Raw genomic sequence first — 17,082 nt, 5'->3', positions numbered from 1 at the left:
AAAATCTAATTTTCAGAAGCATGAAAAAAAGTTTATTTCTGATATTTTCCTTAGTCCAGATTACACTTTTTGGGCAGGAAACCATACCCTTGTATTCTGGTCTTCCGCCATATTCTCTTGCTGAAGCTCCTAAAACTGCCAATGAAAACAGTGGCAATGCTGGCTGGATGACCAAAGTTATAGAACCCAAACTTACTGTTTATCTACCTGAAAAATCAAAAAATACGGGTAGAGCGGTGGTGGTTTGCCCAGGTGGAGGATATACAGGATTAGCCATAAAACATGAGGGGCACGATATGGCTAAAAAACTACAAGCCAATGGCATTGCGGGATTTGTACTGGAGTATCGATTGCCTTTTACCGAATTTATAGATTCCAAAAACAAGGAATTTGTACCCTTAATGGACGCACAGCGAGCTATACAAATAGTAAGGGAAAACGCAGAAAAGTGGGGGATAAATGTCAATAAAGTAGGAATAGCAGGCAGTTCGGCTGGAGGACATTTGGCCTCTACTGCTGGTACACATTACCAGAAGACCCTCATTCCCAATCCGAAAAACACCAGCCTAAGACCTGATTTTATGGTTTTGATTTATCCCGTAATAAGTTTTGCGGATAGCATCACCCATAAAGGCTCTAGGTTTAATCTTGTCGGCGAATTGTCACTTTCAGAGTATAAAGAACTAACAAAAGACTGGCAAACTGCCGAAAAAAATGTAGAGAAGTTTAGAGTAGATGAAGCCAAAATATTGGAATATTCAAACGAACGCCATGTTACACCCGATACTTCACCAACATTTATTACGCATGCAATTGATGATAAAGTAGTCTTAGTACAAAATTCGCTATTTTTTATAGCCGCACTTCAACAAAACAAAGTGCCGGTGGAGTCGTTTTTTTATGCCAAAGGTGGCCATGGCTTTGGTTTGGATAACCCAACTGCGACCGAAGAATGGATTGATAAATGTTTGACTTGGATTCTGAATTTAAAATAAATGAAAAAACGCCTAATATTCTTTTTCGCATGCTTGGTTTTTGTAAGTTCAAAAGCTCAAACTTTGTCTGATTCTTTGTTGATTGACAACAATTATCGTAGTTTTTATTTTGTGCCAACTAACTTGCCAAATGCTTCTCTGATTTTTGTGTTACATGGTTCTCAAGGAGATGGCATTGGCATTAGAAATAATCCTTCGGAAAAGAATCTTGAAGCATTGGCCCCCAAGGAAAATATACTAATGGTTTATCCAAATGGCTACAAGCGTTACTGGAATGAATGTCGTAAAACTGCTAATTCGGCTGCCAACTTAGAAAACATAAATGAGGAGGCATTCTTCGGGCAAATGATTGATTACTTTAAATCAAAATATGCGATCGATGACAAAAAGGTATTTGCTATTGGCACTTCAGGTGGAGGACACATGGCCTATAAACTTGCCCTCACTATGCCTGAGAGATTTAGAGCAATTACGGCTTTTATTGCTAATTTGCCAGATACCAATAACCTCGATTGTATCGAAAAGCACGTTGCGAAACCTGTAATGATTATAAATGGAACTGCTGACAATATAAATCCTTTTGAAGGCGGTGAAGTAAAACTAGGGCCAAAGGTTAACTTGGGATATGTTCGCTCAACCTCAAGAACTTTCAATTATTGGGCGGATTTGGCTGGTTATAAAGGCGAACCTAAAATGGAAAAAATACCAGATAATGACCCTGCAGATGGAAAAACTATTGAAAAATATACGTATAAATCGAAAAGAAAACCAGAAGTAACCCTTTACAAGGTGATTGGTGGCAAACACGATTATCCCAACGATATAGATATTTATTTAGAGGCCTGGAAGTTTTTCCAAAGGAACTAATCCAATCAAAAAATACATTCAATCTTATCTAAAACTATGAAAATATTCAACCCAAAAACGCTGCTAGCAGTATTATTGCTAGCAGCCATAAATTCCCAAGGGCAAACCAGCCTTCTAAAAGACTTCCAAACACCACCAAACGCAGCCAAACCAAGAGTCTGGTGGCATTGGATGAATGGAAATATCTCTAAAGACGGAATCCAAAAAGACCTGGATTGGATGAAAAAGACAGGTATTGGTGGTTTTCAAAACTTCGACGCCAATTTGGCTACACCAGTAGTTGTACCCAAAAAACTAGTTTTTATGGACACAGATTGGAAAGATGCCTTTAAGTTTACAACGGATTTGGCCATGAAAAATGATTTAGAAATGGCCATAGCTGGTTCACCGGGTTGGAGCGTCACGGGTGGCCCGTGGGTAGAACCAAAAGACGCCATGAAAAAAATCGTTTGGTCCGAAGTACTCATGAAAGGTGGAGAGAATTTTAACGGCAAACTGCCTTCATTGCCCAATATTATCGGAAAATACCAAGATGTAGAATTAACCGAGGGAGGTTTTTCAGGAGGATTTGTTGGTAAGAAACCCGAGTTTGCTGCAGATGCTTATGTGATAGCCTATAAGCTTTCCGAAAAAGAAAAACACCTGCCCATGATGAACCCCAAAATCACGGTTTCGGGTGGAGATTTTGATGTAAAAGGCCTGCTAGACCATGATATTAAAAAAACGTATACCATTCCACCAATGGAAGTTGGAGAAGATATGTATGTGCAATATTCATTTGACCAAGCCCAAACCTTTAGGGCTTTTGGAGTTTCTGGAGCAAGTCATGATGCACTCGAAGATTTTAATGGAGCACCCGAAAATAGAAGCTTGAAAGTAAGCGACGATGGAATTAACTGGCGAACTGTGGCCAAAGTTTCGGGAAGTATAGTTCCATTTAATACCGTTTCCATTCCTACCACCACGGCCAAATATTGGCGAATGTGTTTCCGAACACTTCCGATTTCTGTGAACCCGATGTTGGTCATGATGGGCGTACCTGCACCCACCAAACCCGACGGCGTTAATGTGGCAGAGTTTGTCCTTTTTAATACTTCAAGAATCAATCAGGCCGAAGATAAGGCAGGTTTTACGCCTTGGAAAGAAGACAACGAATACGGCGATTTGGCTTTTAAAACTGAAAAGTCTGATGTAATAGAAGCCCAAAATATCATAGATTTAAGTGATAAAATGGGGGCAGATGGTAGCTTGAATTGGACTGCACCTGCTGGTGGAGAATGGATAATCCTTCGGTTGGGTTATAGCCTTACTGGTCGTCAGAATCATCCTGCTTCGCCTGAAGCCACTGGTTTGGAGGTTGATAAATTGTCTAAAGACGCCGTAAGAAAATACATCAATACCTATCTGGATTTGTATAAAGATGCCACTGGCAACCAAATGGGAGCCAAAGGATTGGAGTATATGGTTTTAGATAGCTATGAAGCTGGCCACATGAACTGGACACAAAACATGCCACAGGAGTTCCAAAACCGTCGGGGCTATAGTTTGTTGAAATACCTGCCTGTTCTCACGGGTCGCGTGGTAAATAGTTTAGAAGAAAGCGAAAAATTCCTTTGGGATTTCAGGAAAACGATTGGTGAAATGATTGCCGAAAACCATTACGATGTGATAGGAGAGGAGCTACACAAACGTGGCATGAAACGCTACACGGAGTCGCACGAGGGCGGCAGAATATATTTGGCAGATGGTATGGATGTTAAGAAGAACGCAGAGATTCCCATGGCCGCTATGTGGACACCAGGAAGTTTGGTGCCAGGAGCCGATGAGGAGGTGAGGAGCGAAGCCGATATAAGAGAAGCTGCCTCTGTGGCCAATATTTACGGAAAACCTTTCGTGGCGGCCGAGTCTATGACTTCGGTTGGCAAGCCATTTCAGGAATATCCCGAAAAACTTAAAAGAACCGCTGACATGGAATTGGCCTCCGGGCTAAACCGCTTCGTGATTCATACTTCTGTGCATCAGCCTTTAGATAAAGCACCTGGCTTTTCTTTGGGACCATTTGGACAATATTTCTCGAGATTAGAGACTTGGTCGGGTGCAGGAGCAAAAGCCTGGATGGATTATTTGGGTAGAAGTTCGCACATGCTCCAACAAGGCAAAAACGTGGCAGATATTCTCTATTTATACGGTGAAAACACCAATATCACTTGGGTTTGTCGCCAAAGTCTGCCGAATATTCCGAAAGGTTATGAGTTTGATTTTGTGAATGCTACGGCTTTGAAAAATGAAATAGAAGCGAAAAATAAAAAAATGGTAGCCAAAAGCGGCAATTCCTACGAGGTATTGATGCTAGACGAAAGCACAGAATGGATTACACTTTCGGTATTAGAAAGCATAGCAAAATTAGCTAAATCGGGTATAAAAGTTATCGGAACTAAACCAAAAGGTTCGCCAAGTCTTTCTGATAATGCAGCAGGATTTGCAAAGCTAGCAGACGAAATATGGGCAATGCCCAATGTTGGCCAAAATCAAAAAATAGAAATATCGCCTGACGTAGAAATAAGAAATACCGACCACAAAATCTTATTCAGACACCGAGAAATCATTAATCAACAATCGGCAATCGTCAATCAAATTTATTGGCTAAATAATAGAAGTGATTCGTCAACTTCCGCAGAAGTTAGCTTTAGAGTTACTGGAAAAATACCAGAACTTTGGAACGCCCAAACTGGCAAAACAGAGAAACTGTCTTATGAAATAAAAGATGGCAGAACTATCGTTCCTTTGAAATTTGAATCTTGGGATGCCTATTTTGTGGTGTTTAGAGACAAAGCGGTTGCCAATAAATATGTGAAACCATCGAAAAAGGAAACGCTCGTAATGACAGTAAATCAACATTGGAAAGTGAATGTAGGAGCAAAAAACATAAGGATGGATAAGCTAAGTTCATTCTCAGAAAGTACCGATGTCGACATTAAATATTTCTCTGGAACAGCGATATATGAAAACACTTTTGCTTTGAAAACTTTTGACAAAACTGCCCAATACATCATTGACCTTGGAGAAGTAAAAAACATTGCTGAGATAATTGTAAATGGCAAAAACATGGGCACGGTATGGAAGACGCCGTTTCGACAAGACATCAGCCAAGCACTAAAAGTTGGCGAAAACAAAATAGAGATAAAAGTGACCAACACCTGGGTAAATCGCCTCATAGGCGATGCTCAAGCCAATACGACCAAAACCACATTTACCACCATGCCATTTTATCAAGCCAACACACCGTTGGTACCAGCTGGACTTTTGGGAGAGGTTAAGCTTGTTTTGGTGAAGTAGAAGTTTGGTTTTTTTTAGATTTTGAAGAGAATGGCTTTAGGGGCTGCTCTTTTTTTTGAAATAAATATTGGCGAAAATTAAATAGAAACAAATTGACCAACAAAGGCAAGTCAACTCTTAGGATTTGCTGGGAATTGAATTGTTCTTCCAGCATCTGTTTCGAATGACTAGCAATTAAATGAATCATTATTCCAATTCAATGGGTTATTTCTAATATAATTTGAGATGTTTTGATATTCGCATTGATTTCTAATTATATGATCGTGATAATTAGGTTGAAAAAAATGATTGTTTCGATTGTATTTTGGTTGGGACAAATTTTGTTCATCAATAAAATCATCAATTTTTGTATTTACGGCAGATTTGAAACCTGCTACAAATGATGAAATTGATTTGGGTATTCGAATGGGTGGATTTCGTTTTATTGATAATATTTTAGAATCGATTGAATCGATTCGTTCGGTTACATCGATAGGTTCGGTTGGATCGGTTGAATCGAAACGTAGAGATGCACGGCCGTGCAACTCTACGGCGGGGTCGGAGGACCCATTAAAAATTTCAACAATGGTGTGTAAATGATTCGGCATTATTATAAAATCATGTAAAATTAATTCCTTTCTAATTTCAAATGATTTAAACCATTCAAATTCTACGATTTTGCCAAAATCAGATAATATCATTTTCTTATTTACGATTTTACCTAAATTGCATTCTCTGTTTTGGGTAACTATTGTCAAAAAATATAATGCATCTGCCGAATAATCCCAATTGGGTTTTCGATGCGATGATATGCGGTATTTGTTTTTGAATTTATCCATTTTATTTATTGCATTTGAATTGTTGTTTAATTTGTTGACCGTTTTGTTGACCGTTGCGTAGAGATGCACGGCCGTGCATCTCTACGGCGGGGTCTGATGATCCAATACAAATTTAAATAATGGTATTTAAATGTTTCGGCATTAATATATAATCATTTAAAATCAATTCCTTTCAAATTTTAAATAATTTAAACTATTCATATTCTACGAATTTCCTAAAATCAGATAATATAATTTCAATAATTTTTTTTTGACATTTTATATCTTTTAATTCCTTATGCTAACTTAATAATTTCAATTCTAAAATTTTCATTTCTGAATAAATATTAAGAAAAACAGGGGCTTCATTTTTTAAGTAAATTTGATTTAATTTCAAAACGAAAAAGCTCTTTTCAGAGTAGAGAGATTATTCCTCACCCCCACCCATCGAAAATCTCCCCCAATCCGCCGACCCAAAAAGCAAAAGGAAAGAATAAATGGAAAAACTATAAGTTTTTCTGTTATTTTAGAGGGATTATTCAACCAAAATATTAAATCAATGAATTCTACTAGACGTAATTTTCTCAGGTCGCTTGGTGTGAGCGTGGCGGGTTTGGGTCTCTCTGGCTCGGCTTTGGCACATGAGGAGCTGCCATCGGGCACTACCAAAGAGTTGGCTGACGACCAGGTGCTTTTTGTGGGCGACAACATCGCCATAGCCAATACAGAGCACGGCAAGGTGAGAGGGTTTATCCTTCGTGATATCCATACTTTTTTGGGCATACCCTATGGGGCAGATACCTCAGGCAAAAATCGTTTTATGCCGCCAAAGAAACCCGCAAAATGGTCGGATGTAAAACCTGCACTTTGGTGGGGCAATACCGCTCCGCAGATCATGGATAACAGATATGCCAATACTTACGCTTCGTTTGTAGACCACTGGAACTACGACGACGTGTCGGAAGATTGCCTGCGTATCAATGTTTGGTCGCCGGCTTTAGATACCCAAAAACGCCCTGTTTTGGTGTGGTTGCACGGTGGAGGATATACCAACGGCAACGCCATAGAGCAAGACGGCTACCACGGCGAAAACCTCGCTCGTTTGGGTAATATGGTGTTTTGTTCACTCAATCATCGTCTCGGGCCATTGGGGTATTCTCAGCTTTCAGCAGCTGGAGGTCATGCGGCTTCGGGCAATGTGGGCAACCTGGACATGGTGCTGGCTCTGGAATGGGTTAAAAACAATATCGCGAATTTCGGTGGTGACCCCAACAATGTAACAATAATGGGGCAGTCAGGCGGTGGCTCCAAAGTAACTGCTTTGATGAATATGCCTTCGGCAAAAGGGCTTTTTCATAAGGCCGTAGTGTTGAGCGGAGGCTCTTTGGCAGGTGCCAATAAAGAATATGCCGAAAAACTTGGGCTGAAAGTAATGGAAGAAGCTGGCCTTCAAAAAGGCGAAATAGAGAAGCTTCAGGCTTTGTCTTGGCGAGAATACATAGACGTAGCAAATCGAGCAACAGAAAAAATGGCTGAGGAGGCCAAAAAAATGGGCATAGCTCGTGGAGGATTTTCGCCTGTGGCGGATGGAGAATATCTAAACGGTGGTGCGTTTTTTGCCGACAAAAAGGATTTTTCGTCGGATATTCCGCTGATGTTATGTTCTACTTTTAATGAGCAAAGTCCGAGCCGGACAGACGCCAGTTTGGAAAAACTAAGTATGGAAGATGTGATGGAAAAAATCAAGCCGAGGTTTGGTGATAAATCGGCTGAGATTGTAGATGCCTATTCTAAAAACTTCCCTAAGGCCAGGCCAATAGAGATATGGTCGATGATATTGTCAAACCGAAAAAATGCGGTATCTATTGCTGATGCCAAGGTTTCGCAAGGGGGAGCTGCTGTTTACGTGGCATGGTATGGCTGGCAGCCACCACTATTTGATGGTAGAATAAGAGCATTTCACTGTGATGATATCTGTTTTTGGTTTTACAATACTGACCTCATGCTTACGCACACGGGAGGAGGCAAAAGACCGAGGGCATTGTCCGAAAAAATGGCGAAATCGCTTTTGAGTTTTATGAAAACTGGCCAACCCAATGGCGGGATTTCCACATGGAAAGCCTATACCAAAACCAATGGTGAAACCATGATACTAGATGACCAGCCAGCATTGGTTAATAATCCTGACGGCGAGGCTAGGAAGTCATTGGCTTAAAGTTGTTTTAGAGTTTAGAATTAAAGCATTTTATTTATAAAGTGCTCGTTATATACTTTGTGTGCCTTGCCAGGCGGGCTTACTTTTTTTTCGAAAAAAAAGTAACAAAAAAAACACTTTTTGAACAATGATCCTCTGTGAAATTTTGGGTTAACATTTTTCCAATTTATAAACATAATTTTCCCAAAATTTCACAACGGACTGTTCAAAAAATTAAAGGAACAATAAGTATATAATTCAAAAAACTTAACGTTTGGAATTTTAAAGTTTTAATGAATTTGAGTTTCTATGTCATAAAAGTCCTGCAGTATTATGTTGTAGGATTTTTTAATTTTAAGTTTGGAGGTAAATTTAATTTAAGCTTTTAACTGAAATTTAATCTGCGAAGGGAAACGAAGACAAAAGAACTGACGTTTAAAATTATATAAGAAAAGAGAATCATGTGGATTTTGAATTCCACTGGAATATTTAATAATTTACATGAAAATAGTCTTCAAGTTTTTTACCTCGATCTTAATATTTACTTCGACCGTATTTGCCCAAAACACAGGAGTTATAAAAGGGAAATTAACCGACACAAAACAACCTGTAGAATTCGCCACGATTACTTTGTCGAAACTTCCAGATTCTACAAAAGTGAGTTTTTATGCAACTTCGGATTCTCTTGGTGCTTTTGAAATTGAAAATATTCCCTTTGCTGAATATTATATTCAGATTCGGTTGGTGGGTTTTCAAAATCTTGCAAAGACGATCACTTTTTCAGAGCAAAGTCCAGTTCTTGATTTAGGTACGATAAATTTTTTAGAAGACAATAATCTGCTCAAAGACTTGGTAGTAACGGCCCAGAAAAGCCTTATCCAAAAGACCAATGTGGGTTTTGTGGTAAATGCTGGAGCGAATCTTACCCAAGCAGGTGGCACTGCAACGGATTTGCTAAAAAACACCCCGACTGTAGCCGTAGATGCAGACGGAGGGGTAACATTAAGAGGAAAAACGCCTTTGATTTTGATAAACGGAAGAAACTCCAATTTATCTAATCTGGAGCAATTGCCTGCAAGTAGCATTGAAACGATTGAAATCATTACTTCGGCTTCGGCAAAATATGACGCCAATGCCGAAAGTGGCATTATCAATATTGTATTAAAGAAAAACAAAGCAGATGGCACCAACGGAGCTTTAGCCATGGGTGTAGGAGCAGGGTCGAGATTTAGGGTTAATAGTTCGGAACTGCTAAACCACAAAGTTGGCAAATGGAATCTTGGATTGGCTTATGACAACCGTTTTGCTGGTCGTACGAGAAGTATAACTGGAGACCGAACGAATTATAATTTGGCGGAGTCGTATTTTCTTAACCAAGACCGCAAAGACGAGCGTTTTGAAAGGTTACAAAACTTAAAACTAAATATTGATTATCAGTTTAATAGTAAAAATACATTGGCTTTTGAGGCCATAGGCAACCAACAAGGCCAAGACAATGACGAAACACTTTTAAGTCAATTTACGACCCAAAGCAATCTTTTTACATCAGGCAATGACCGACATTCGGTAGAAATTCGCCGTGCTAAAGTTGCAGAATTTGCATTGAATTTTAATAGGTCCTATGAACAAAAAAACAAATCGCTCTCCGCAAGTGTGAATACTTCCATTGAAAATGGGAAAGAAAATACGGTTATCGATACCCGAAATTTGATAGCCACAGATAGTCCTTCTGGAGATTATTTTTATCAAAAAACGCATAATTATGAAAACGGTGTTATCTCCAACGCCATGCTGGATTTTACGCAACCCATTGGCTCTAAAGTTCTTTTAGATATGGGCTATAAAGGTACATTTCGTTCGATTGTATCTGATTATTTAACAGCCAACAAAGTCGGAAATGATTATGTGACAAACACAGGTGCGAGCAATGTCTTTGATTTTAATGAGCAAATCAATGCGTTTTATGGTCTTGTTCGTTCGGTCAAAAGCGAGAATTCAAAACTGAGTTATGATTTAGGACTTAGAGCAGAAAATGTACACAATGCGGGGCAAACCCAAGATAAAAGCACGGCCTTTACCAATGATTATTTAAAATTGTTCCCAACAGCCAATTTTGTTTACAATTCATCAGCCGATGGATTTTGGAAATTGAGTTATGGAAAAAGGATAAATCGACCGCGATTGGGACAGTTAAATCCTTTCATAGACATCACGGATGCCTTTAATCCACACAGCGGAAATCCCAATTTACAGCCCGAAATTATTCATGCTCTTGAGTTGGGTTATAACCGAGAGTTGAACAAATACAGCCTAACCAGCAATGTTTTTTATCGACATTCTAAAAACACCATTCGATCGTTTTTTCAAGAAATTGGAGACGGAATCGTTTTGAATAAACCGATGAATATAGGCACTGCAGATAGCTATGGCATCGAAAATATATTGATTGGCAAACCAAGTTCTGTATATGATTTTAACGTGAGTGCATCATTTTTTCAACAAAAACTTAATGCCAGCAATATTATAGCTGATGCAGTGCAAAGTTCGTTTAACTGGTACGGTAAAGTCATCAATAATTTTGCGGTCAAAAAAGGTGGAAAGGTACAAATAATAGGAAACTATACTTCAGCTACAACTACGCCACAAGGGAGAACTGTTCCCGTTTATTTTGTAGACTTGGCCTATCAACAAAAAATCAACAGCCATGCTCGTATCGCACTTACGGCTGTCGATGTTTTTAATACTTTGAAAAGCGGTGGCACAAATTATACGAGTGATTTTTATTCTACAAGGGCTTCGAAAGCCGACACAAGTGCCATAATGCTGACTTTTGCGTATTCGTTTAATTCTGCCGTTAAAGAGAAATTATTAGAGAACAAGTTCTCGAAGGAGTGGTAAATTTTTAGGAAAATATCAAATTACTAGGTCTAGTTTTTTTTGACGGAACCACCTAAGCTTTAATTGATTACCGATTGTATCCAGCTTGCGGCGGAAGCTGTTCGGGTGTACACGCTTATGTCTCCGTATGAGCTGTCTTTTACGCCAGAAGCCACATTGTCAATGCCTCCGTGTAGCAGCCCACAGACTTTCCAGACACCATTTATTTTCACAAATATAGGGCTTCCGCTGTCGCCTTCTATGGTTCCGCCTTCCATTTCTAGGGCTTCTGGAGAGCTATTTCCTTTGCCAAGATCATATTCTTGTACATTCACAATGTTGTCACCAAGCGTGTTGTATTTGCCATCTGGTGCGTCAAAGTCAAATGCCAATAAACCGCCATTATAGTTTACCCCACCCACACTTGAGCTTAATCCATTCACTATGCGATCCAGCACATTCACCATAGCGTGTTTTTTCGAATAGTCGTCTTTGTTTTGGCCGGCTTGGCCTGAATAATCACCAAAGCCACAAGTCCAAATATACGCTTTGTCTTTTTCACCATTTATATCTAGGTTTAGATTGGCAGGTGTAATGTTTGTAATTGGGCTGCTTAATTTTACCAGAGCCAAGTCGGTGCCTTTCTCAAATCCGCCATCAGAGATGGTCCATTGTGGATGCACTATCACTTGCGAAACTTTCAAGGTTTTTGAAGGATTGTTGGGGTCGTTGCCCACCAAAATATTTATTGCAGAGAGAGCGGGCAATTTTTTACTTTTTTCGGGTTCGATAAAATTATGAGCTGCCGTTATGATCCATTGCGAATTTATCAAAACACCAGTACCAATATATTCAAATTTTCCGTCTTCAATAATAATACATACCACAGATCCAAAGTCTGGAAATTCGTCTGTATTGTATGGTGCCATATTGGTAGCTATCGCTTCATAATCGCTAAGTTTTTTGTCGTTCCGTATTCCAAATGTTTGAGGTGAAGTACCAAAAGTACCCAAAGGGGTTGGTGCATAAACAAATGAGCCAGAGGAGGCAATTTGGGTAGGGTTTGGGTCTGAATTTCCATCAACAGTATTATCAAGGGGATCGATATAATCAGAACTACACGAAAAGAAAAAGAAAACTGAAAATAGAAAAGAGAGGTATTTTTTTGGGAATAGTCCTATAGACTGTTTGTACATTTTTATAAGCGTTTTAGTTTTCATTAATGGTTCGTCAAATTTAGCATTCGTTTTTCCATAACAATCCATTCGTTTAAAATTATTTGGTTTAACGATGATGGCGGGAGGCTTATTGTGGGAATAAGGCTTTGGTTATGGAGGTTCTTTTACAAGAGTTTAACGATAATAATTGAGAACCATCACATCAGAAATCGATACAAATAAGGAGCCTTATTAGCAGCACCCGTAAATTTCTTCTCTAATCTTTCGAGAACATTGAGATCCAAGATTTTCTTCTGGAAATTATTTCTTGCAAAAGGCTTGTCATACACCGCTTCGTAAAGTTCTTGCACTTCTCGCATCGTGAATGTTTCGGGCAAAAGATTAAAGCCAATCAATTTTTCATCTAGGTTTCTGCGTAAAGTTTCTAAAGCTTTTTCCACCATTTCACCGTGATCCATTATTAGCTGTGGCAAAGACTTTACATTGTACCATTCCACACTTTCATCCATTTTTCCAATTTTCGGATTCACTTTATTTATGTCTACCAATGCATAATAGCCGATACTTACAAATCGATTAGATAGCCAGTTTATACCATTTTCTTCTAATTCAATTTGATTCATTTGTTTCGAAAATTCTTCCATATTGTCTAGTAAATCTTTATTTATCCTGTTTTCTTTCCCGAATACATGATATTGCTCCAGATAAATGTCATTAATGCCAGTTCGCTCTTCTAAAATTCGCATAGCGGCATTATCAATACTTTCATCCAAATAAATGAATCCACCTGGTAAGGAATACAAAGGCTTTTTTAATAAGATTTTAGGAATAAGAACTTTAAGTTCGGCCTCTTTATAGCCGAAAATCACGCAGTCGATGGAGAGCTGTTGTAGATAGTTTTTTGAGTTGAAAGAATTCATGGCTTTGGGCTTAATATTTTCTACAAAGTTAAGATTTAATTCATTGTACAATTCAAATATAAAACTATAAATAAATTATTGTCTAAAAAATAGACATTGATTTATTTTTTAATACTTTTGTTGAATTAAAAATATAACATTCTTACTATGAATTTAAAAAGATCAGGATTCGTCCTTACATTTTTAAGCTTTTTGCTTTTTTCTCAAATGGTTTTTGCTCAGTCAAAAATCAACATTTTGGTGTTCAGCAAAACCGAAGGTTTCCGCCATCAATCTATTGAGGCAGGTAAACCCGCTTTAGCTAAAATGGCAAAAGAAAAAGGTTTTACAGTTAGCTTTTCGGAAGATGCTGCCCAGTTTACAGAAGCCAATCTAAAGAAATTTAATGCGGTGGTTTTCTTAAATACCACGGGCAATATTTTGAACGATGAGCAACAAAACGCGTTTGAAAGATACATTCAAGCAGGCGGTGGATACGTAGGTATTCATGCCGCTACAGACACCGAATACCAATGGTCTTGGTACAACCAATTGGCAGGTGCTTGGTTTTTGGATCATCCTATGCCAAACAATGTACAGAAAGGTAGATTTTTTGTTACTGAAAAAGGTGTTTTTACAACCGGAATGCCTGATTCATTTGAACGTACCGATGAGTTTTATAGCTTCAAGAACATTTCGCCAAATATCAAGGTAGTTGTAAAAATTGATGAGAAGAGCTACGAAGGTGGTAAAAATGGGGACAATCACCCTATCTCTTGGTACCATAATTTCGATGGCGGCCGTGCTTTTTATACAGCCATGGGCCATACAGATGAAACTTTCTCAGAGCCACTTTTTTTAAATCACCTTTGGGCGGGTATCAAATATGCAGCTACGGGAGCACCTTTAGATTTTACAAAGGCAAGACCTGAAGAAAATCGATTCACGAAGGTTATTTTGAAAGAAAAATTAGACGAACCAATGGAGCTAACGCTTTTGGATAAAGACAGAGTTTTATTTATTCAGAGAAAAGGCGAAGTTAGATTGTATAAAAATTCTACCAAAGAACTTAAGACCATTGCAAATATTCCGGTCAGCTTAAAATATGTAAGTGCAGAAGGCAAGGAAGCTGTAGCTGAAGACGGCCTTTTGGGTTTAAACAAAGACCCAAATTTTCCGATAAATCATTGGATTTATATGTATTATTCGTCAACGAAAGGTTCTTACAATCAACTTTCAAGATTTACGATGAAAGGCGATGAGATTGATTTAAGTTCTGAAAAGGAAATGTTACAGATTCCTACACAAAGAGAAGAATGTTGTCATACCGGAGGATCTATAGCTTGGGATAATGCTGGAAATATGTTTTTGTCGACAGGTGACAACACCAATCCACATGGTTCTAATGGCTACAGTCCAAGTGACGAAAGACCAGGAAGAATGCCTTGGGATGCTCAGAAATCTTCTGCGAATACCAATGATTTGAGAGGGAAAATTATTAGAATAAAACCACAAGCAGATGGCAGCTATACCATACCCGAAGGAAATTTATTTCCAAAAGGAATGGAAGGAACCAAGCCCGAAATTTATACCATGGGTCATAGAAATCCATTCCGTATATCTGTAGATCAAAAAACGGGTTTTGTGTATTGGGGTGAAGTTGGACCTGATGCCGCAAAGCCAGATTCGCTACGTGGACCAGCTGGTCATGATGAGGTTGGCCAAGCACGCAAAGCCGGAAACTTCGGTTGGCCACATTTTGTGGGAGATAATAAGGCTTATAATAAATATGATTTTGCAAATAATAAATCTCTTGAACTTTGGGATGTAAATGCACCGACAAATACTTCTCCAAACAATACAGGATTAAAAGTATTGCCTCCAGCACAAAAAGCCTTCATTTGGTATCCTTATGGTGATTCACCAGAATTTCCATTGGTAGGAAGCGGTGGTAGAAATGCCATGGCGGGACCAGTTTTTTACTCAGATATGTTTAAAACCTCACAAAGAGCGTTTCCAAAATATTATGACGGAAAATTCTTGGAATACGAATGGATGAGAGGTTGGATTATGGCCGTATCGATGGACAAAGACGGCAACTACAAATCTATGGAGCGATTTATGCCGAGCTATAAATTCAGCAATCCTATGGATATGGAATTTGCCGAAAACGGTGATTTGTACATGTTGGAATATGGCTCAGGTTGGTTTACTGCCAATGACGACGCTCGCTTGATTCGTATTGAATACAATGGTGGAAACCGCAAGCCACAACTCATGATGGCTGCCAATCAAATGGGTGGAGCTACACCTTTTAAACTAGAATTGACCTCAAAAGGTACCACGGATGCAGACAATGACCCTTTGAAATATACGTGGAAAATCACTTCGAAACAAGGTTATAATAAATTGATCAGCACGCCTGATGCTGCTTTGACACTGACTAAAGAAGGAACTTATAATGTGACCTTAACTGTGAATGACGGAAAAGGCGGAATTAGCACCCAAAGCATGGAAGTGACAGCAGGAAACGAGCCACCAGTATTAAGCCTGAACATGCCGAATAGCAACAAGACTTTTTACGTGCCGAATCGTTCTTTTGAATACGATATCAAGGTGAGTGACAAAGAAGATGGAAAACTTGGAGAAGGAATTGAAGCAGAAAATGTTGCTGTAAATATTGACTACTTACCAGAAGGATTTGATAAAAACGTGATTTCGATGGGTCATCGCTCGGCTGATGCGAGTGCGGCTTTTGCCACGGGTAGAAAACTTATAGAAGCCAGCGATTGTATGGCTTGCCATAGCAAAGAGAAAAAATCTATCGGGCCAAGTTATCGTGAGGTGTCAGGTAAGTACAAAGGAGACAAGGGAGCAGAAGAATTATTAGCTAAAAAGATTATTTCAGGTGGAAGCGGCGTTTGGGGCGAAACGGCAATGGCGGGTCATCCGCAATTGTCAACCAAAGACGCTTCTGAAATGGTGAAATACATTTTGAACATTGCCAACGAAGCACCAAAAGCTAAGTCACTTCCTGTTCAAGGAAAATACGTAGCGAAAGCACCAGAAAGTGATAAAAACAAAGGTGTTTACATCGTAAGAGCTGCGTACGAAGACCAAGGAGCCAATGGTTTGCCAGCTTTAAAGTCTGAACAAACTTTCGTATTGCGTAACGCCAAAATTGATGCCCATGGTTTTGATGAATATGTAGATGTCAACAAAATGGCTTTTGGAGGTAATAATTTGGCTATCCCTGCAAAGTCTGGAGCTTACATGATAATGAAACAAATTGACTTAAACGGCATAAAAGAAATGCAAGTTTTTGCAACTGCTCCTAAGCCACAATTAAATGCAGTAGGTGGTATAGTAGAAGTCCATATTGGAAATGCTACTGGAAAGAAAATAGGGCAATCTGAATTTTTAGAACCAAGTGACAAAATGGATTTTAGTCCGAAAGTAGTCACAGTTCCAATTAATTTGACAGGTGTTGCATTAGATAAGCTACAAGACATCTGCGTGGTTTTTGTTAATCCGAAATCAGAAAACCAATCTTTAATGGTAGTGATGGGAGCGGAAGTTAAAATGTATAATGAAGGAGAAGCCCCAGCGATTGTTGAGTCAAAAGCTACCGGTGATTTCTTCGCTGGCAATTGGACTTTTACAATTTATGGTACGCCGCAGGGAGATGCTGAGATGCTATTGGCTTTAGATAGAACCGAAGGGAAATTAAGTGGAACCGTCACTCCAAAAGGACAAAGTGCCTTAGTTAACATTGATAAAATAGAAGAAGGAGAAAATAATATTAAACTATTTTTCAAGATGGCGGGTTTTGACCTTAATGTAAGTTTAGAAAAAGAAGATAACGATACCTTATCAGGCAAAATGATGGGTATGTTTAAAACAAAGGCAATAAGAAATAATTAATATCAATCTAAATAA

The 17,082-nt window shown here is 38.8% G+C and carries 9 protein-coding genes; 6 read left to right on the top strand and 3 right to left on the bottom strand.

Going from position 1 to position 17,082, the window contains the following annotated elements:
* Positions 1 to 20 precede the first annotated feature (20 nt).
* Genes EGI22_RS21435 through EGI22_RS21425 form a run of 3 tightly spaced genes read left to right on the top strand, consistent with a single transcriptional unit; the run spans position 21 to position 5,198 of the window.
* On the top strand, positions 21 to 995 hold the full coding sequence (locus tag EGI22_RS21435; protein WP_255070558.1) for an alpha/beta hydrolase: 975 nt from the start codon (positions 21 to 23) through the stop codon (positions 993 to 995).
* Complete coding sequence (locus tag EGI22_RS21430) at positions 996 to 1,862, top strand: PHB depolymerase family esterase (protein WP_255070556.1); 867 nt, start codon at positions 996 to 998, stop codon at positions 1,860 to 1,862.
* A gap of 36 nt (positions 1,863 to 1,898) precedes the next feature.
* Complete coding sequence (locus EGI22_RS21425) at positions 1,899 to 5,198, top strand: glycosyl hydrolase (RefSeq protein WP_255070555.1); 3,300 nt, start codon at positions 1,899 to 1,901, stop codon at positions 5,196 to 5,198.
* A 167-nt stretch (positions 5,199 to 5,365) separates the two neighbouring features.
* Here the strand turns inward: EGI22_RS21425 and EGI22_RS21420 are convergent, their stop codons facing one another.
* The gene (locus EGI22_RS21420; protein ID WP_255070553.1) at positions 5,366 to 6,016 is read right to left on the bottom strand and encodes a transposase; all 651 of its coding nucleotides are present in this window, start codon (positions 6,014 to 6,016) and stop codon (positions 5,366 to 5,368) included.
* 538 nt (positions 6,017 to 6,554) lie between these two features.
* On the opposite strand from EGI22_RS21420, the gene EGI22_RS21415 reads away from it, so the two are divergent.
* Complete coding sequence (locus tag EGI22_RS21415; RefSeq protein ID WP_255070551.1) at positions 6,555 to 8,210, top strand: carboxylesterase/lipase family protein; 1,656 nt, start codon at positions 6,555 to 6,557, stop codon at positions 8,208 to 8,210.
* Between the two features lie 480 nt (positions 8,211 to 8,690).
* On the top strand, positions 8,691 to 11,087 hold the full coding sequence (locus tag EGI22_RS21410; protein WP_255070549.1) for a TonB-dependent receptor: 2,397 nt from the start codon (positions 8,691 to 8,693) through the stop codon (positions 11,085 to 11,087).
* Between the two features lie 59 nt (positions 11,088 to 11,146).
* On the opposite strand, the gene EGI22_RS21405 is transcribed toward EGI22_RS21410, so the two are convergent.
* Entirely contained in the window at positions 11,147 to 12,286 is a 1,140-nt protein-coding gene (locus tag EGI22_RS21405; protein WP_255070547.1) for a trypsin-like serine protease, read from the bottom strand.
* Positions 12,287 to 12,441: 155 nt separating this feature from the next.
* On the bottom strand, positions 12,442 to 13,164 hold the full coding sequence (locus tag EGI22_RS21400) for an NUDIX domain-containing protein (RefSeq protein WP_255070545.1): 723 nt from the start codon (positions 13,162 to 13,164) through the stop codon (positions 12,442 to 12,444).
* A gap of 147 nt (positions 13,165 to 13,311) precedes the next feature.
* Between EGI22_RS21400 and EGI22_RS21395 the strand changes: the two genes are divergently transcribed.
* The gene (locus tag EGI22_RS21395) at positions 13,312 to 17,067 is read left to right on the top strand and encodes a ThuA domain-containing protein (protein WP_255070543.1); all 3,756 of its coding nucleotides are present in this window, start codon (positions 13,312 to 13,314) and stop codon (positions 17,065 to 17,067) included.
* The last annotated feature ends 15 nt before the right edge of the window (positions 17,068 to 17,082 follow it).

This window comes from Lacihabitans sp. LS3-19 (assembly GCF_024343575.1).
Classification (GTDB): domain Bacteria; phylum Bacteroidota; class Bacteroidia; order Cytophagales; family Spirosomataceae; genus Leadbetterella.
This window is presented reverse-complemented; position numbering and strand designations above follow the sequence as displayed.